This window comes from Streptomyces sp. NPDC006450 (genome assembly GCF_040612195.1).
Lineage (GTDB): Bacteria > Actinomycetota > Actinomycetes > Streptomycetales > Streptomycetaceae > Streptomyces.
The window spans coordinates 16,572-34,013 of sequence record NZ_JBEXPT010000011.1 but is presented as its reverse complement, the minus strand read 5'-3'; the positions used below and the strand labels follow the sequence as shown (position 1 = coordinate 34,013).

The following is a 17,442-nucleotide window of genomic DNA, read 5'->3' as shown; positions in this document are numbered from 1 at the left end:
TCACCAGCACAGCGGGTTCCACCACTGGTCGCATTCCCGGGTGGGCTCCGGACTCGGCTCGGGATCCGGCTCCGGCTCCGGGTCCGGGTCCTGGGACGGCTTCTTGCTTTGCTTCCCCTTGGGCCCCTTCGACTCCGGGCCCTTGCTGGACGTCGCGGAGCGGCTGGGGCCCGACGTGCTCGGAGCGGCGGACGTGGGAGTCCGGGAGGTGCTCCGCGACGGCCCCGCCCCGGAGGCGGAGCCCGATGACCCGGCGGTGGAGGCCCCGCCCCGGCCGGTGCCCTGCTTCGCGCCCCCGATGGCCTTCGCGGAGCCGGCGGCCCCGCCCTTCGCCGAAGCGGTCCCCGAGGGCGCGACCGGATCGCCCGTCAGACCCGGCAGCGGAGCCGGCTCCGCCGGACCCGCGTCGTCGGTCAGCACCACCGTCGCCGCCCGGTCGGTGCGCTCCCCGTCGGCCGCCAGCCGGGCCAGGCCCAGGGTGGCTCCGGCGGCGAGCGCCAGCGCGAGCCCGACGGTGAGCGCGGTCCGGCGGCGTCGGCGTTGCCCGGTGCGGCGGCGGGCGGCGGCGCGGCCCTGACTCCGCCCCCGACCTTGCCCCGGCTCCCCGGACAGCACGACGAGGGAGTCGGCGTACACGTCGGCGAGCACGGCCGGGTCGCTTCCGAAAGCGGCGGCGGAGCCGGGGGCGGGCGCGGCGGGCGCGGCGGATATCAGGTGTTCGGCCGGGGTCCCGCATCCGGCGCACGCCAGCGCGCCGTTGAGGTACCTGCGGCAGGCGATGCAATAGTCCATGGCGCCCGCAGGCTACGCGTTCGCTCACAACGGTCGTGTACCGGGATCGTGAGGATCTTGTGTGGAAGGGTGCGGATCCATGACGAAGACTCCGGGAACACCGCCCCTCGCCCCGGGCCCCTTCGGCCCCGCCGGCTTCCAACTGGTGCTGCTGCGAAGGATGGCGGACTTCCAGCCGGGCCTCGCGGAGGAGGCCCGCCGGCGGCTCGGCTCCTCCCTCGCCGAGCAGCGGGAGGCCAACAAGCGCTGGCAGGCCATGGTCCGCTCGCCGCGCTCGCGGGGCGCCCTGGCCCGCTACCGCTCGGTGCTCGGCCCGCCCGAGGCCGTCTCCTCCCGCGCGATCGGCGATCTGACGTGCGAGGCCCTGCTGTGGCCGGTGCCGCTCTGGCCCGATCTGCGCTTCGAGGTGCTCGCCGCGCCGGACGGGGCCGTCTGGAACGAGTGGCTGGTCCGGGCCCCGGGCGCTCCCGGTCCCGTACTGGAGTCGCCCGAGGACCTGCTGCCCTGGTCGGCGACGGTCGACGAGGTGGCGCGGGCGTTCGCCCCCGTCCGCCCGATGGAGGGCACCGCGCCGACGCGGTGGCGGCTGGCGTTCACCGCGTCGGGGCGGGCCTGCGTGGCGGAGTTCACCTACGGCCTGCTCCAGGAGGTCTCGGTGGCGGAGCCGCCCCGGCCGGCATGACGGATCAGGAGCGCAGGAAGGCCCGTACGCCCGCCGAGGTGGCGTCGTCCCCGAGCAGGTCGTTGTGCTTGAGACAGCCGACCGGGGTGTTCACGGCCCCGGTGAGCGGGACGCTGTCGTCGGGGTTGACGACCTCGTCGCAGTTCGACCAGAAGGTGGCGTACCGCACCGCGCCGGGGGTCTCGTCACCGGAGTTCAGGTTCTTCACCACGTAGGAGCCGGGGGTCATGTCCCGGCAGGCCTGGTCCCACAGGGCGCAGGCCCAGGCGGTGGAGGTGCCGCGGTTGGGGCCGGCGAGGGAGACCCAGCGGTCGACGTACGGGCCGCCGCCGCCGAACTTCACGTACCAGCGGGTGACCAGCGAGCCGAAGGAGTGGGCGACGAGGTCCACCCGGGCGGCGCCGGTCTGCCGGCGGACCTCGTCCACGGAGGCGGCGAGCCGTGCGGAGAGGACCTCGTTGACCGACTGGTGGGTGTCGTAGCCGAAGGAGAAGAGCTCGGAGTCGGCGTATCCGTCGGCGCGCAGGTCCGCGCGCAGGGAGCCCCAGACACCGGGGTCGGCGTTGTAGCCGTGCACGAAGACCACCGGATTGCGCGCACCGGCCGGTCCGGAGGGCTGACCGGAGGCCGGGGCCGGGGCGAGACCGGAAGCCGGGCCGGACGCCGGGCCGGAAGCCGGGCCGGACGCCGCGCCGGAGGCCGCGGACGGCGGACCCGCGGGCGGAGCGGACGGCGCGCCGGAGGCCTGGGCCGGGAGCGCGGGCGCCGCGAGCAGCGCCAGGCAGAGCGTCAGCAGGGCGAGCATGCGCTGGCGGACCGTCAGCATCGAGTCCCCTTTACCTTGTTACGCACGAGTAGCACGATCGGTGCGGGCATGGTCGCGCCTGGCGTCGCAGAATTCCACCCCCGTGCAGCACTCACCGGCGCCTCTCGTGACCCTTCCGTATCGCACGGCACCCCCCACCCGGAGCATCAAATCGGGCAATACGGGTAATTCACCCGAGAAGATACGAAGTGTGACCGGCACTCGCCGGTCGTCTTGCGTCAGCGCTCTCGGGAGGATCTGCCGTGACCGTCAGTCTTGAGCAGTTGCGCCGCTGCCACGTGGCCGTCGACCTCGGAGCGGCCAGGACCCGCGTCTACGTCAAGGGCGTCGGCCTGGTCGTGGACGAGCCCAGCGTCGCCGCCGTGAACACCCGGACCGGTGCACTCATCGCCGTCGGCACCTTCGCGGAGCGGATGACCGGCCGCACGCCCGACTACATCCGGGTCGTCCGCCCCGTCTCCGGCGGGACCGTCGTGGACATCGAGATGGCCCAGCGCATGCTGCGCCACCTCCTCGGCGAGAAGCTGCGGCGCGCCCTGCGCCGCAAGCCCCGGCTGCGGGCCGCCGCCTGCACCCCGCACGACGCCGACCCGCTCGCCCAGCGCGCGGCGGTGGAGACTCTTGTCGGGCTCGGAGCCCGGCGCGTCGAACTCGTCGACACCCTGATCGCGGCGGCCGTCGGCTGCGGACTGCCCGTGGAGCAGCCGACCGCGACGATGATCATGGTGTGCGGAGCCGCCGCCACCCAGGTCGCCGTCCTCTCCCTCGGCTCGATCGTCACCGCTCAGCGGATCCCGGTCGGCGGCGAGGCCATCGACCACGCCGTCGTCCAGCACCTGCGCCACGCGCACGAGCTGATGCTGCCCAGCCAGGCCGTCCGCCCGCTCCAACTGGCCCTGCACGGGAACGGCATCACCGCCGACGGCCCGGCCTCCACCCTCATCCACGGTCGCGACGTGTCCACCGGACTGGCCCGCTCCGTCCACGTGGACACCGCGGCCGTTCGCGACGCCATCTACACCCCGCTGACCGCCGTGCTCGACGGCATCGGCAAGGTGCTGCGCGACTGCCCGCCGGACCTGGTGGCCGATCTGACGGACCGGGGGATCATGATGGTGGGTGGCAGCGCCCTGCTGCCGGGCCTGGACCAGATGCTCCGCGATGCCACCGGGATGCCCGTGGCCATCGCGGAACGCCCGGACGTCTGCGCCGTACTGGGCCTCGGCATGATGATCGAAGGGAAGATCTCCCCCATGGTTCTGAACCCCCTGGCCGAATGACGCACGCTGAGTCGTCGCCGGCCCCCGGTGACGGGAAGGGCCTTGCCGCCCACCAGGTCGCCAGCCTGCCCGTCCTCCTGGAGGCGGTCCTCAACGTCGGTTCCGAACTCGAACTGCGGACCACCCTCCAGCACATCGTGGACTCGGCGACCGAGCTGTGCGCGGCACGGTACGGAGCGCTCGGGGTCGTCGACCCCGAGCGCTCCGGGCTGACCGGGCTGTTCACCTCCGGTCTGACCGAAGCCGAGAAGACCGCGATCGGCCGGCTGCCCGACGGCCACTCCGGACTGCTCGGCGCCCTGATCAGCGACCCGCGCCCGCTGATGCTGGAGGACATGACCCAGGACCCCCGCTCGGGGGGCGTCCCGCCGGGACACCCCCGGATGAAGGGTTTCCTCGGCGTCCCGATCCGGGTCCACACCGAGGTCTTCGGCAACCTCTACCTCACCGACAAACAGGGCGGCGGCCCGTTCACGGACGAGGACCTCGCGCTGCTGCGCGTCCTGGCCTCGCAGGCGGGGATAGCGATCGGCAACGCCCGGCTGTACGAGACCGCGCGCCGCCGGGAGCGCTGGATCGAGGGCGCCGCCGCCGTGACCACCACCCTGCTGGCGGGCCGCCCGGCGGCCGACGCGCTGATGTGCGTGGCCGAACGGGCCCGGCTGCTGGCCGACGCGGCGGCCGGGGTCGTCCTCCAGCCGACCCCGGAGGGCGGCATGGAGATCGTGGCCGCCTCCACGCACGGGGACCCCGGGGACCTGGTGGGCACGGCCATCGCTCCGGGCTCGGCGGTCCTGGAGCAACTCCTGGGCGGTGAGCCGGTCTTCATAGACGACTCGGCGACGGACCCCCGGATGACCACGCACGTACGGGAGCGCTTCGGCCCCAGCATGATGCTGCCCCTCCAGAGCTGCGGCCAGCTGATCGGGACGCTCGCCCTGCCGCGGGCCCGCGGCGGCCCTCCCTACGACGCGGTCGACCGGCTGCTGGCCTCGCAGTTCGCCTCCCAGGCCGCGCTGGCCCTGGTCCTGGCGGACGCGCAGCACGACCGCGAACAGCTGGCCGTCTACGAGGACCGGGACCGCATCGCCCGCGACCTCCACGACCTGGTGGTCCAGCGGCTGTTCGCGACGGAGATGATGCTGGAGAGCACCCGGCGGCGCTCCGACAAGGCACCCACCGGGGACACGGTCGGCGAGGAGCTGAGCCGGGCCGTGGACGAACTCGACTCCACCATCCAGGAAGTCCGCACGGCCATCTTCGCCCTCCAGCAGCCGCCGACGGACGCCCCGACCACCTTTCGCGGCCGGGTCCTCCGGGAGACGGGCGGGGCCGCGGTCCTGCTGGGGTTCCAGCCGTCGGTGCACTTCGCGGGCACGGTGGACGCCCTGCTCCCGGATCCGGTCGCGGACGACCTCCTCGCCGCCCTGCGCGGCGCACTGGCCGCGGCACACCGCCGCGCGGGGGTCACCTCCATCGACGTCGAGGTCGATGCGGTCCCCGCCCGGGTCCGCCTCACCGTCTCCGACGACGGCCGCACGGAATCGGGCTCCCGCGGCACCACCCTGACCTGGGAAGCCCCGCTCTGACGCCGGAGGGCTGGATGTACCCAGCCCCTCCGGCGTCCGAGAAGCGGGGGTCCGGGGGCCGGCCCCCGGGAACGGCGCCGCACCCGGCCAGGGTTCCGGGCGGAGCCCGGGGCGCGGTGGAAGGGCGGGTAGGGGACGGCCCCGCAGGGCGGACCCACCCGACCGCGCGAGCGGCGCACCAGGCCCCGGCCCGTACGCTGGCGGCGTGACGACCCGCCCCTCGGCCCGCGCCGCCATCGCCTCCGCCACCGACCCCGGAAGCTTCACCGAACTCCCCGCCCCGCCGGGGGACTCCGCCCCCGACGGCCCCCTCGGCTGGGCCGGCTACGACGACTCCCGCGCCCGCGCCGCCCGGCGGACCGGCGAGGACGAGTCCGTCGTCACCGGCACCGCCCTCATCGGCGGCCACGAAGCCACCGTGATCTCCTTCGAGTTCGGCTTCCTCGGCGGGTCCCTGGGCCACCGCACCGGCGACCGCCTGGAGGCGGCCTACAGCCACGCCCGCACCCACCGCCTCCCCCTGGTCTCCCTCATCGCCACCGGCGGCTCCCGCATGCAGGAGGGCATGCTCGCGCTGACCCAACTGCAGCGCGTGGCACGCCAGTCGGCCCTCACCCGCGCCGCCGGCCTCCCCCAGATCGCGGTGCTGCGCGACCCCACCACCGGCGGCGGCTGGGCCACCCTCGGGGCCGGGGCCGACGTGATCCTCGCGCTGCCCGGGGCGCAGGTCGGGTTCGCCGGGTCCCGGGTGCGGCCGCCGGACGCGGATCCGGCCGCGTACACCGCCGAGGGGCAGTACGCCGCCGGGCAGGTGGACGCGGTCGTGCCCGCCGGGGAGCTCCCCGCGACCCTGGCGGCCTGGCTCCGGGTGCTCGCCGCGCCCCGCTCCCCCGAGCCCGTGGCACCTCCCGCCGCGCTGGCCGACGTAGCGCTGCCGCCCACGGGGTGGGACGCCGTCCGGCAGGCCCGCCACCCCGGCCGGCCGCGCGCGGGGCGGTACCTGGACGCGTACTTCGAGCTCCGCCTCCCCCTCTCGGGCGACCGGGCGGGCGGCACCGACCCCGGGATGCTGTGCGGGTTCGGACTCCGCGAGGGCCGGGCCGTGGCCTACGCCGCCCAGTGCGGCACGGCCACCCGCCCGGCCGGGTACCGTACGGCGGCCCGTGTCATCCGGCTCGCGGACCGGCTCGGGATCCCGGTGCTCACCCTCGTGGACACCCCGGGCGCGGCCAATGACGCCGATGCCGAGCACGCGGGCGCGGGCGCGGCCATCGCCGACGCCTTCGCGGCGCTCGCCTCGGCCGGGGTCCCCGTCACCACCCTCCTCATCGGCGAGGGCGGCTCGGGCGGCGCCCTCGCCCTGGCGGCACCGGGCAACACCTGGGTCACCCCGGACAGCTACTTCTCCGTGATCGCCCCCGAGCTGGCGGCGGCCATCCTCAAGCGCCCCCCGGAGTCGGCCCCGGCGACCGCCGACCAACTGCGCGTCCGCCCCCAGGACCTGGTCGGCCTGGGAGTCGCCCGCGGCATCGTCTCCCCGGCCGAGGAGGGGACCGCCTAGCGCCCCCAGCTCCGCGCCGGCGGCCTCACGTCGAACGCAACGGCAGCGAACCCGCCAGCTCCCCTTCGCGCCGGGCGAGGTGGATGTGAGGAACGTACAAGACCGGTCGGCGCGCCTCGGGGCAGCCTGCCCGTATGACGACACCCGAGACCACGCACGAGAGCGCCCACGAGGCCGCGCACGGGAACGGCCGCCCGGCGGCGGCCGTGGTGAACATCGCGGAGAAGCTGGCCGGCTTCACCGAGCAGTGGGCCCCGCACCGGATCGCCCGCGTCAACGACTACGACGTCAAGATCGCCAAGATCCAGGGCGGGTTCATCTGGCACACCCACGAGGACACCGACGAGCTCTTCCTCGTCGTCAGCGGCACCCTCACGATCCGGCTGCGCGCCGGGGACGTCGTACTGAACCCCGGGGAGATCTACGTGGTCCCGCGCGGGGTGGAGCACTGCCCGCAGTCCGACGGGGAGGCGGCGATCCTGATGTTCGAGCTCGCCGGCACCGTCAACACCGGCGGCGAGGTGAGCGATCGGACCCGCGAGCCCGTGGACGCGTAAGGGGCCGCTCGCCGACGGAACCCCGAGGCCCCCACGGGCGTCCACCTCACGGGGAGCCGAGGGAGGGGTGGGCCGTGCGCAGTTCCGCGGAAGGCGCCAACGGCCAGGGGTGGCCCGGCCGTCACGTGTGGGCGCCGGTGCTGGCGAATCTCCTGATCGGGGTGGTGGCGATCGTTCCGTGCGTGTGCGTCCGATGGCTCGTGGCGGAGTACCCGTCGGTGGACTGCGGCGGTGGCATCGGCTGCGACAAGGAGGCCTCCGAATCGGCATCCGTCATGACGTACGGTGCCGCGCTCGGCGGGATGTTCGTCGCGGGGCTGATCCTGATGGTGGACGTCCTCGTGCCACGGCAGGAGGGCTGGAGCGTGCGCAGATGGCTCGCCATGTCCGTGCTGGTCCCGGTTCCCTTCGCCGTCGGCCAGGCAGCGGGCTGGTGGTAGTGCTGCTCCCGCCTCAGGCCTGCGGCGACCGCGCGTCGTAGCGGGCGAACCCCCGCCAGCGCGCCGCCAGCAGCGCCAGTACGAGGACGCAGCCGAGCCCGCCGCCCGTGATCGCGACGGTCGGGGAGGTGAGTTCGGCGGTGGCCCCGGCGAGGAAGTCCCCGAGCCGGGGCCCGCCGGCGACGACCACGATGAAGACGCCCTGCAGGCGGCCCCGCATCTCGTCCGGGGTCGCGGCCTGGATCATGGTGGTGCGGAACACCATCGAGATGCTGTCGGCGCACCCCGCCAGGGCCAGGAAGAGCAGCCCGAGCCAGAGGTCGCGGGTCAGCCCGAACACCGCGATGGCCAGCCCCCACGCGGCGACGGAGAGCAGGATCGCCACCCCGTGCCGGCGGATCCGGCCCTGCCAGCCGGAGAACAGCCCCCCGAGCAGCGCCCCGACGGCGGGGGCGGCCATGAGCAGCCCGACCGTCTTGGCGTCGCCGCCGTACCAGAGCACGGCGACGGCCGGGAACAGCGCCTTCGGCTGGGCCAGCACCATGGCGGCCAGGTCGGAGAAGAAGTTCATCCGGATGTTCGGCCGGGTCCCCAGGAAGCGCAGGCCGTCGCGTACGGAGGCCCGCCCCGTGCGGCCCCCCGCCCCCTCGGGCTCCATCGACGGCAGCCGCCACATCGCGTAGAGGGCGGCGCCGAAGGTGACGGCGTCGATCAGGTACGCGGCCTGGTAGCCCCACCAGCCGACGACGACCCCGCCCAGCGCCGGACCGGCCGTCATCCCGAAGGTCAGGACCACGGAGTTCAGGGCGTTGGCGGCGGGCAGCTGTTCGGCCGGGAGCAGGCGCGGGATCATCGCGGACCGGGCGGGCCCGTTGAGCGCCCCGCAGACGGCTTGGAGCGCGACGACGGCGTACAGCAGCCAGACGCGGTGGTAGTCCAGGAGCGCCGCGCCGGCCAGGGCGAAGGACAGGACGGTCAGACCGAGCGCGCTGACGAGGCCCAGCTTGCGGCGGTCGACGGTGTCGGCGATGGCCCCGCCGTAGAGGCCGAGGGCGAGCAGCGGGACGAGCGAGCAGAGCCCGACCAGTCCGACGGAGAAGCTGGAGCCGGTGATCTCGTAGACCTGGAGCGAGATGGCCAGGGCCGTCATCGCCTGGCCCAGCCAGGAAATGATCCCGCCGAACCACAGCCGCCGGAAGTCCGGGGAGGTTCTCAGCGGGGTGAGGTCGGCCAGGATGCGGCGCCGTGGGCGGATGGACGGGGGTGGAGCGGTCGTACGAGTCACAACGGATGATAGGCCCCCACACCTCGGAGCCCGGCCGGAGCCCAGTCGCAGCACGGTCGCAGCCCGGTCGAGCGGACTCCGCCTTCCCGCATCCGCACCACTCACCCCACGCGGAACCCGGGCCCCGCCGCAGTACGGCCTTTGCCGCTAACTCGCCACTATCACCGGACATTTGACCGAATAGACGCGCGCTCCTCGCCTGAAGTTCAGCTCATGATGAAAAGACTCGTATGTCCAGGGAGGCGCAGTGATCGAACCTGGCACCAGCACCGCGAGCACCGGCATCACGAAGACAGAGCCCAAGCCGGACCCCAAGGCAGAGCCCAAGACAGAACCCAAGGCAGAGCCCAAGAGCGAGACCAAGAGCGGGACCGAGGAGGAGGCGGCCCGGACGAGGCCGCAGGCAGTGCCGAGCGCAGGGGCACCGAGCGCGAACGTTCCGGTCCTCCCCCTCACCCTCGGGGTCGAGGAGGAGTTCCTCCTCGTCGACGCCCACACCCTGCGGGTGGTCCCGGCCGCCCCGCTCGTCCTGTCCACCGCGGCGGGACTCCCCCACGAACTGCACGCCGAGGGCACCCGCTACCAGGTGGAGATCTCCACCCCCGTCGCCGACTCGGCCGCGACCCTGCGCAGCGAACTCGCCGGCCTGCGGCGCACCCTCGCGCGGGCGGCCCGCGCCCACGGCTGCCGGCTGCTGGCCGCGCCCTCGCCGGTGCTCGCCGTGGAGGGCCCCCTGCACCTGACCGACGACGAGCCGCGCCAGCGCGAGCAGGCCCGGCGCTTCGGCGCGCTCACCGACACCCTCGTCAGCTGCGGCCGGCACGTCCACGTCGGCACCCTCGACGTGGACACGGCGGTGGCCGTCTCCAACCGGGTCCGGCCCTGGCTGCCCACGCTGATCGCGCTGGCGGCCAACTCCCCCTTCTGGGGCGGCCGTGACACCGGTCACGCCAGTTGGCGGGCGATGGCCTGGGCGGGCTGGCCCTCGGCTGGCCTGCCCCCGCACTTCACGTCGACGGCCCACTTCCGGCGCTCCGTGCAGACCCTGCTCGGCTCCGGGGCGGCCCTCGACACCAAGATGGTCTACTGGGACCTACGGCCCTCGGGGAACTGGCCGACGCTCGAACTGCGGGCCCCCGACATGTCCCCCGACATCGACTCGGCCATCCTCCAGGCCGAACTGGCCCGCGCCCTGGTCGCGACGGCCCTGCGCGATATCGCCGAGCAACGGCCGGACCCACCCGTACGGGACGACGTACTGCGCCTCGCGCGCTGGCGGGCGGCCCACGACGGCCTGGAGGGCTTCGGGCTCGACCCCTACACGGGCGTCGAACTCCCGGCGGCGGACCTGGCGGAGGCCCTGCTCGATCTGGTGGCCCCCGAACTGTCCGCGTCCGGCGACCTCGACCACGCGGCGAGAACCATGGCCGGCCTCCTGCGCGACGGCTCGGGCGCCCACCGCCAACGCACGGCTTTCGCCCGCCGGGGCGACCTGAAGGACGTCCTACGCCACCTGGCGGACGAAACGGAGGCTTCCTGATTCCCGCCGACCCCCGCCGGCCCCGCCCCCGAGAAACGCCAAAGCCGCAGGCGAAATCGTTTCTTCACCTGCGGTTCGCAGTGGGGCGGGTGGGACTCGAACCCACGGCCGACGGATTATGAGTCCGCTGCTCTAACCGGCTGAGCTACCGCCCCTTCACGGCGTGGCGCGTACATGTGTGCGCGCCGTCTGCCGCAGCATAGCCGCTCATACGATCTCCTGCCTCGGATGCCTCGCATGATCGGCTTCGCCTGCCCAGAGAGACCGCATCGGGCCCTGCCCGGTTGCGTGCGAAAGGCAGAAAAAAGAAAAAAGGACCCCCCAGGGGTCCTCGTTCCTTCTGCTCCCCCGACTGGACTCGAACCAGTAACCTGCCGATTAACAGTCGGCTGCTCTGCCAATTGAGCTACAGGGGACCGCGCTCCCCCGACTGGACTCGAACCAGTAACCTGCCGATTAACAGTCGGCTGCTCTGCCAATTGAGCTACAGGGGATTGCTGCGTTGCACCGAACAGCCCACCTCCGGCCTTGGCCAGGGGGCGAGCGCCCGTTGCGAGTCATAGATTAGCGCAAGCAGGGGGGTGCTCCGCCAATCGGTATCGCGAGCGGGCCGGGCACCACACGACGAAGGGTGACAGGCATGCGGTACAAGGTCACGTTCGCGGTCGGGCTGGCCGTCGGGTACGTGCTCGGGACCCGGGCCGGACGCGAGCGGTATGAAGAGTTGAAGAAGTCCGCGCGCGAGTTCGCGCAGAACCCCGCGGTCCGCAACGCCGCCGAGAGCGCCGGCCACAGTGGCCGGGAGTTCGCAGGCAAGGCCTACGCCGCGGTGAGCGACAAGGTGGGCGGCGCGATGCCGGCCGCCCTGGCCGGACGCGTACGGGGCCTGCGGGCACGGGTCGGCGGCGGCGGCGCGGGCGAGGACGAATGGGGCACCAGCAACACCTGACCGGCCCGGTCCGGAGCACGGGTCCTTCCCCGAGCGCCCCGCACCGGGGTCCCGCCCGGTCGCGTGTGCGGGGTCCCGGCCGGCCCGGTCCGGTCCCCCATGGGGGACGGGGCCGTTTCCGCGCACGCCGGGGCGGTCGAGTCCGCCCCTGCGTGCGGCAGAATTCTCCGCATGGGGATAGTCGCCGGGCTGGACAGCTCTTCCGCGTTCACACGCATCGTCGTCTGTGACACCGAGACGGGCGCCGTGCTGCGCCAGGGGTACGCCCCTCATCCGCAGCCCACCGGCGAGGCGGTGCCGCACGAGACCGATCCACAGGCCTGGCTGCTCTCGCTCGGCGAGGCCGCCGGCGGCGGGCTCCTCGAGGGGGTGCAGGCCATCGGGGTCTCCGCGCAGCAGCACGGGCTGCTGCCGCTGGACGCGCAGGGCGGCCTCGTGCGTCCCGCCCTGATCGGCAACGACAAGCGCGGCCAGGCCGCCGCCGCCGAGCTGATCGAGTCCTTCGGCGGCCGGCAGGCCTGGGCCGAGGCCGTCGGCTCCGTCCCCCATTCGGCGCAGCCCGTGGCGAAGCTCGCCTGGCTCGCCCGTACCGAGCCCGAGGCGGCCCGGCGGGTGGCCGTGCTGATGTCCCCGCACGACTGGCTGGTGTGGCAGCTGCTGGGCCGCCCGGCCCGGCGCACCACCGACCGCGGCGGCGCCTCCGGCACCGGCTACTGGTCGGCGGCCTCCGGTACCTACCGCCCCGACCTGGTCGAGCTGGCGCTGGGGCACCGGGCGCTGCTGCCCGAGGTGCTCGGCCCGGCCGAGGCCGCCGGGACCACGCCCGAGGGGCTGCTGATCTCCGCCGGTACCGGCGAGACCATGGCGGCCGCGCTCGGGCTGGGCATGGGGCCGGGCGACGCCGTGGTCTCGCTGGGCGCCTCCGGGTCCGTGATGGCGGTGCACCACGAGGCGCTGTCGGAGCCGGGCGGCCTGATCACCTCCCTCGCCGACGCCACCGGGCTGCACCTGCCGGTGGTGAACACCCTGAACGCCGTACGGGCCCTGCGCGGAACCGCCGAACTGCTGGGCACCGATCTGGAGGGGCTGAGCGAGCTCGCGCTGAAGTCGACCCCGGGCGCGCACGGACTCGTGCTCCTGCCGTACCTGGAGGGTGAGCGGACGCCGAACCTGCCGCACACCGCCGGGACCCTGTCCGGGCTGCGCCGGGACTCCATGAAGCCGGAGCACCTCGCGCGGGCCGCCTTCGAGGGCATGCTGTGCGGGCTGGTGGACGCGCTCGACGTGCTGCGCAGCCGCGGCGTGGAGATCCGCCGGGTGTTCCTGCTCGGCGCGGCCGCCGAGCTGCCCGCCGTACAGGCCTTCGCGCCGGGGCTGTTCGGTACGCAGGTCCTCGTACCGGCGCCGGCGGACTACGCGGCGCTGGGCGCGGCCCGGCAGGCCGCGTGGGCCCTCGGTGTGGCGCAGGGCACGGCGGCACCGAACACCCCGCCGCTGTGGCCGGCGCCCGCGGCGCAGCTGTTCGAGCCGGACGAGGAGTACCCGGCCTGGCAGGGCGCGCGCCAGCAGTACGTCGCGACGCGGGACCAGATCCACCCCGGGGCGTTCCAGAACCCGGCCTGAGCGACCCGGCTGAGGCCCCGTCCGCTGAGCCGCCCCGTCCTGGGCAGCCCCGTCCTGAGCCGCCGCTTCCCGGCGGTTCAGGTCATCCGGGCCTCCACGTGCCCGACCACCGCCTCCATCTGCGCGGTCGGCGAGAAGTCGATGAACTCGGTGTCCTCCACGGCCTCGGGGGCGTGGCCGGGAGCCCAGTAGAAGGCCTCGCCGGCCGAGTAGACCGTGGACCCGTCCGTCGTGTGCAGCTTGATCTTTCCCTTGAGCACGTAGCCCCAGTGCGGGCACGTGCACAGGTCGTCCGGCAGACCCTTGAACGCCGGGCTCATGTCGACGCCCTGGGCGAACCGTACGAACGCGATGCTGAAGTCCCCGCCGATCTCCTTCATCCGCAGTTCCGCCTCGCCGGTGTCGAAGCGGACGGGGGTCTGGTCCCGTGTGGCTGCCGTCATGGTCCCTCCACGGCCGATCCGTCCCGAGATTCCCCCCTGCCTCCCATGCTCCTCCCCTCGCCCCTGCCCGGCACGGCCGACGGAGGTCCCGGGGCTTAGGCCCCGCCGGAGGAAGTACTCCTTTTGACCGGGCTTTGCGAAAAGCGGTGGGGATACGGCGACCGGTTGGCCGAAGATGGGGTGAACCCCCTCGATCATGCCGACCGGAGCCTGCGCGTGCTCATACGACTTCTGCGGACCCACCTGGGGCCGTACCGGAAACCGATCGCCGTGCTGGTCCTGCTGCAACTGCTGCAGACCAGTGCGAGCCTCTACCTGCCCACGCTGAACGCCGACATCATTGACAACGGTGTCGTGAACGGCGACACCGGCTACATCCTGCGTTTCGGCGCACTGATGCTCGGCGTCTCGCTGGTGCAGCTCGTCTGCAACGTCGGCGCCGTCTACTACGGGGCCCGCACCGCCGCGGCCTTCGGCCGGGACGTCCGCGCCGGCATCTTCGACCGCGTGCAGAGCTTCTCCGCGCGCGAGCTCGGCCACTTCGGCGCCCCGTCCCTGATCACCCGTACGACGAACGACGTGCAGCAGATCCAGATGCTCGTGCTGATGACCTTCACCCTGATGGTCTCCGCGCCGATCATGTGCGTCGGCGGCATCTTCATGGCCCTCTCGCTGGACGTGAAGCTCTCGGGCGTGCTGCTCGCGGTGGTCCCGATCCTCGGCCTGTCGGTCGGCGCGATCGTGCTGAAGACCCGCCCGCTGTTCCGTGCGATGCAGACGCGTCTGGACACGGTCAACCGGATCCTGCGCGAGCAGATCACCGGCAACCGGGTGATCCGCGCCTTCATCCGCGACGACTACGAGAAGGAGCGCTTCCGCGAGGCCAACGCCGACCTCACCGGCGTCTCGCTGGCGGCCGGGAAGCTGCTCGCGCTGATGTTCCCGACCGTGATCCTGGTCGTGAACATCTCCAGCGTCGCCGTCGTCTGGTTCGGCGCGATGCGCATCGACGCGGGCGGGATGGAGATCGGCCAGCTGACGGCCTTCCTCGCCTACCTGATGCAGATCGTCATGTCCGTGATGATGGCCACCTTCATGTTCATGATGGTGCCGCGCGCCGAGGTCTGCGCCGAGCGCGTCCAGGAGGTCCTGGACACCGACTCCAGCGTGGTCCCGCCCACCGACCCGGTCCGCGAGCTGCGAAGCCGCGGCCGCCTGGAACTGCGCGGCGCCGACTTCCGCTACCCGGGCGCCGAGGCCCCCGTGCTGCGCGGGGTCGACCTGGTGGCCCGCCCCGGCGAGACCACCGCGGTGATCGGCTCCACCGGCAGCGGCAAGTCCACGCTGCTGGGGCTGATCCCCCGGCTCTTCGACGCGACCGGCGGTGACGTGCTCGTCGACGGCGAGGACGTACGGCGCCTCGACCCGGACCTGCTCGCCCGGACGGTCGGCATGGTCCCGCAGAAGCCGTACCTCTTCTCCGGGACGGTCGCCAGCAACCTGCGCTACGGGCGCCCCGACGCCACCGACGAGGAGCTCTGGCACGCGCTGGAGGTCGCGCAGGCCAAGGGCTTCGTGTCCGAGCTGGAGGGCGGGCTCGACGCCCCGATCGCCCAGGGCGGAACCAACGTCTCCGGTGGCCAGCGCCAGCGGATCGCGATCGCGCGCACGCTCGTACAGCGCCCGGAGATCTACCTGTTCGACGACTCCTTCTCGGCCCTGGACTACGCCACGGACGCGGCGCTGCGCTCCGCACTGGCCCGCGAGACCGAGGAGGCGACCGTGGTCATCGTCGCCCAGCGGGTCTCCACGATCCGCGACGCGGACCGGATCATCGTCCTCGACGAGGGGCAGGTGGTGGGCGAGGGGCGCCACCACGAGCTGATGGCCGGCAACGAGACCTACCGGGAGATCGTGCTCTCCCAGCTGACGGAAGCGGAGGCGGCGTGAGCGGGCCCGGAGGACGGATGATGATGGGACCGCCGACGACGCGGTCCATGGACTTCAAGGGCTCGGGCAAGCGGCTGCTGGCCGCGCTGGCGCGCGACCGGGCCAAGCTGTGGGGCATGGTCCTCGCGGTCGTCGGCAGCGTCGCCGCGTCGGTGACCGGTCCGAAGATCCTCGGCGAGGCCACCGACCTGGTGTTCGCGGGGATCGTCGGCCGGGACATGGATCCGGGCCTCACCAAGCAGCAGGCGCTGGACCAGATGCGCGCCAAGGGGCAGGGCGGGATGGCGGACATGCTGTCCGGCACCGACTTCACCCCGGGCAAGAGCATCGACTTCGGGGCGGTCGGGGCGGTGGCGCTGTGGGCGCTGGCCGTCTTCACGGCCGCCGGTCTGCTGATGCTGGTCGCCACGCGGCTGTCGAACCACATCATGAACGGCGCCGTCTACCGGATGCGCGAGGAGCTCCAGGCGAAGCTGTCGCGGCTGCCGCTGTCGTACTTCGACCGGCAGAAGCGCGGCGAGGTGCTCAGCCGGGCAACGAACGACATCGACAACATCGGGCAGACCATCCAGCAGACGATGGGTCAGCTGCTGAACTCGATCCTGACGATCGTCGGCGTGCTGGCGATGATGTTCTGGATCTCGTGGGTGCTGGCGCTGGTCGCGCTGGTGACGATCCCGGTCTCGGGGTACGTCGCCGCGAAGATCGGCAAGAAGTCGCAGCCGCAGTTCGTGGCGCAGTGGAAATCCACGGGCTCCCTGAACGCGCACGTCGAGGAGATGTACTCCGGCCACACCCTGGTCAAGGTCTTCGGCCGGCAGAAGGAGTCCGCGGCCCTGTTCGCCGAGCAGAACGAGGCGCTGTACCGGGCCTCCTTCAAGGCGCAGCTGGTCAGCGGGATCATGCAGCCGGTGATGCTGTTCATCTCGAACATCAACTACGTGCTCGTCGCGGTCGTCGGCGGTCTGAAGGTCGCCTCCGGCACCCTGTCGATCGGTGACGTCCAGGCCTTCATCCAGTACACGCGCCAGTTCTCGATGCCGCTCACGCAGGTCGCCTCCATGGCGAACCTGGTGCAGTCCGGCGTCGCCTCCGCGGAGCGGGTCTACGAGCTGCTGGACGCGCCGGAGCAGGAGGCGGACGCGGAGGTCCCGGAGCGTCCGGAGACCCTGCGCGGGCAGGTCGCCTTCGACAAGGTCGCCTTCCGCTACGAGCCCGACAAGCCGCTGATCGAGAACCTCTCGCTGAGCGTCGACCCCGGGCAGACGGTCGCGATCGTCGGCCCGACCGGCGCCGGCAAGACCACGCTGGTCAACCTGCTGATGCGGTTCTACGAGGTCACGGGCGGGGAGATCGCCCTCGACGGGGTGGACATCGCGAAGATGACCCGCGAGGAACTGCGCGGCGGCATCGGCATGGTGCTCCAGGACACCTGGCTGTTCGGCGGCACCATCGCGGAGAACATCGCCTACGGAGCCGCGCGCGAGGTCACGCGCGCGGAGGTCGAGGAGGCCGCGCGGGCGGCCCACGCCGACCGGTTCATCCGCACCCTGCCCGAGGGCTACGACACGGTGCTGGACGACGAGGGCGCCGGCGTCAGCGCGGGCGAGAAGCAGCTGATCACCATCGCGCGGGCGTTCCTGTCCGACCCGGTGATCCTGGTCCTCGACGAGGCGACGAGCTCGGTGGACACCCGTACCGAGGTGCTGATCCAGAAGGCGATGGCGCGCCTCGCGCACGGCCGTACGTCCTTCGTGATCGCGCACCGGCTGTCCACGATCCGCGACGCCGACCTGATCCTGGTGATGGAGAGCGGCTCGATCGTGGAACAGGGCACGCACGAGGAGCTGCTGCTGTCGGGCGGCGCGTACGCGCGGCTGTACGCGGCGCAGTTCGCGCAGGCGGTGGCCGAGGTCGACTAGCGC

General features: G+C 73.0%; 15 protein-coding genes and 3 tRNA genes. 11 read left to right on the top strand and 7 right to left on the bottom strand.

The genetic code is table 11. From position 1 onward, the window contains the following. Entirely contained in the window at positions 1 to 792 is a 792-nt protein-coding gene (locus ABZY57_RS06895) for a hypothetical protein (protein ID WP_356508891.1), read from the bottom strand. 79 nt (positions 793 to 871) lie between these two features. Between ABZY57_RS06895 and ABZY57_RS06890 the strand changes: the two genes are divergently transcribed. Further along, positions 872 to 1,474 carry a hypothetical protein gene (locus ABZY57_RS06890; protein ID WP_356508889.1) on the top strand — a complete coding sequence of 201 codons (603 nt, stop codon included), beginning with the start codon at positions 872 to 874 and terminating at the stop codon, positions 1,472 to 1,474. Positions 1,475 to 1,478: 4 nt separating this feature from the next. Here ABZY57_RS06890 and ABZY57_RS06885 read toward each other — a convergent pair whose 3' ends face one another. Next, positions 1,479 to 2,300, bottom strand: a complete 822-nt coding sequence (locus ABZY57_RS06885) for a triacylglycerol lipase (RefSeq protein ID WP_356508888.1) — start codon at positions 2,298 to 2,300, stop codon at positions 1,479 to 1,481. Positions 2,301 to 2,542: 242 nt separating this feature from the next. Here ABZY57_RS06885 and ABZY57_RS06880 point away from each other — a divergent pair, with 242 nt between their 5' ends. The 5 genes from ABZY57_RS06880 to ABZY57_RS06860 all read left to right on the top strand — a co-directional run bounded on the left by ABZY57_RS06880 (position 2,543) and on the right by ABZY57_RS06860 (position 7,727). After that, positions 2,543 to 3,580, top strand: a complete 1,038-nt coding sequence (locus ABZY57_RS06880) for a rod shape-determining protein (protein ID WP_356508886.1) — start codon at positions 2,543 to 2,545, stop codon at positions 3,578 to 3,580. Beyond that, complete coding sequence (locus ABZY57_RS06875; protein ID WP_356508884.1) at positions 3,577 to 5,169, top strand: GAF domain-containing protein; 1,593 nt, start codon at positions 3,577 to 3,579, stop codon at positions 5,167 to 5,169. The genes ABZY57_RS06880 and ABZY57_RS06875 overlap by 4 nt, the downstream gene beginning before the upstream one ends. Positions 5,170 to 5,374: 205 nt before the next feature. Continuing rightward, positions 5,375 to 6,730, top strand: coding sequence for a carboxyl transferase domain-containing protein (locus tag ABZY57_RS06870; protein WP_356508882.1), 1,356 nt, complete (start codon positions 5,375 to 5,377; stop codon positions 6,728 to 6,730). A gap of 134 nt (positions 6,731 to 6,864) precedes the next feature. Continuing rightward, the gene (locus ABZY57_RS06865; RefSeq protein ID WP_356508880.1) at positions 6,865 to 7,287 is read left to right on the top strand and encodes a cupin domain-containing protein; all 423 of its coding nucleotides are present in this window, start codon (positions 6,865 to 6,867) and stop codon (positions 7,285 to 7,287) included. Between the two features lie 74 nt (positions 7,288 to 7,361). Then, positions 7,362 to 7,727: a hypothetical protein gene (locus tag ABZY57_RS06860; protein ID WP_356508878.1), complete on the top strand. Its 366-nt coding sequence runs from the start codon at positions 7,362 to 7,364 to the stop codon at positions 7,725 to 7,727. A 13-nt stretch (positions 7,728 to 7,740) separates the two neighbouring features. Here the strand turns inward: ABZY57_RS06860 and ABZY57_RS06855 are convergent, their stop codons facing one another. After that, positions 7,741 to 9,012 carry an MFS transporter gene (locus ABZY57_RS06855; protein WP_356508876.1) on the bottom strand — a complete coding sequence of 424 codons (1,272 nt, stop codon included), beginning with the start codon at positions 9,010 to 9,012 and terminating at the stop codon, positions 7,741 to 7,743. A gap of 247 nt (positions 9,013 to 9,259) precedes the next feature. On the opposite strand from ABZY57_RS06855, the gene ABZY57_RS06850 reads away from it, so the two are divergent. Beyond that, positions 9,260 to 10,552, top strand: a complete 1,293-nt coding sequence (locus ABZY57_RS06850) for a glutamate--cysteine ligase (protein ID WP_356508874.1) — start codon at positions 9,260 to 9,262, stop codon at positions 10,550 to 10,552. An 81-nt stretch (positions 10,553 to 10,633) separates the two neighbouring features. Here ABZY57_RS06850 and ABZY57_RS06845 read toward each other — a convergent pair. The 3 genes from ABZY57_RS06845 to ABZY57_RS06835 all read right to left on the bottom strand — a co-directional run bounded on the left by ABZY57_RS06845 (position 10,634) and on the right by ABZY57_RS06835 (position 11,046). Further along, a tRNA-Ile gene (locus ABZY57_RS06845) sits at positions 10,634 to 10,707 on the bottom strand. Between the two features lie 188 nt (positions 10,708 to 10,895). Continuing rightward, positions 10,896 to 10,968, bottom strand: a tRNA-Asn gene (locus tag ABZY57_RS06840). A gap of 5 nt (positions 10,969 to 10,973) precedes the next feature. Continuing rightward, positions 10,974 to 11,046: transfer RNA gene (locus ABZY57_RS06835), tRNA-Asn, on the bottom strand. A 146-nt stretch (positions 11,047 to 11,192) separates the two neighbouring features. Between ABZY57_RS06835 and ABZY57_RS06830 the strand changes: the two genes are divergently transcribed. Both ABZY57_RS06830 and ABZY57_RS06825 read left to right on the top strand, forming a co-directional pair. Beyond that, a complete protein-coding gene (locus ABZY57_RS06830) occupies positions 11,193 to 11,501 on the top strand; it encodes a YtxH domain-containing protein (RefSeq protein ID WP_356508872.1) in 309 nt (102 codons plus the stop codon). 171 nt (positions 11,502 to 11,672) lie between these two features. Continuing rightward, positions 11,673 to 13,124, top strand: a complete 1,452-nt coding sequence (locus tag ABZY57_RS06825; protein ID WP_356508870.1) for an FGGY family carbohydrate kinase — start codon at positions 11,673 to 11,675, stop codon at positions 13,122 to 13,124. 77 nt (positions 13,125 to 13,201) lie between these two features. Here the strand turns inward: ABZY57_RS06825 and ABZY57_RS06820 are convergent, their stop codons facing one another. After that, the gene (locus ABZY57_RS06820) at positions 13,202 to 13,567 is read right to left on the bottom strand and encodes a hypothetical protein (RefSeq protein WP_356508868.1); all 366 of its coding nucleotides are present in this window, start codon (positions 13,565 to 13,567) and stop codon (positions 13,202 to 13,204) included. Between the two features lie 216 nt (positions 13,568 to 13,783). On the opposite strand from ABZY57_RS06820, the gene ABZY57_RS06815 reads away from it, so the two are divergent. Both ABZY57_RS06815 and ABZY57_RS06810 read left to right on the top strand, forming a co-directional pair. Continuing rightward, positions 13,784 to 15,517 (top strand): ABC transporter ATP-binding protein, encoded by a 1,734-nt coding sequence (locus tag ABZY57_RS06815; protein WP_356508866.1) that lies wholly within the window; start codon positions 13,784 to 13,786, stop codon positions 15,515 to 15,517. Then, positions 15,514 to 17,439: an ABC transporter ATP-binding protein gene (locus tag ABZY57_RS06810; protein WP_356508864.1), complete on the top strand. Its 1,926-nt coding sequence runs from the start codon at positions 15,514 to 15,516 to the stop codon at positions 17,437 to 17,439. Before ABZY57_RS06815 ends, ABZY57_RS06810 begins: the two co-directional genes overlap by 4 nt. Positions 17,440 to 17,442 lie beyond the last annotated feature (3 nt).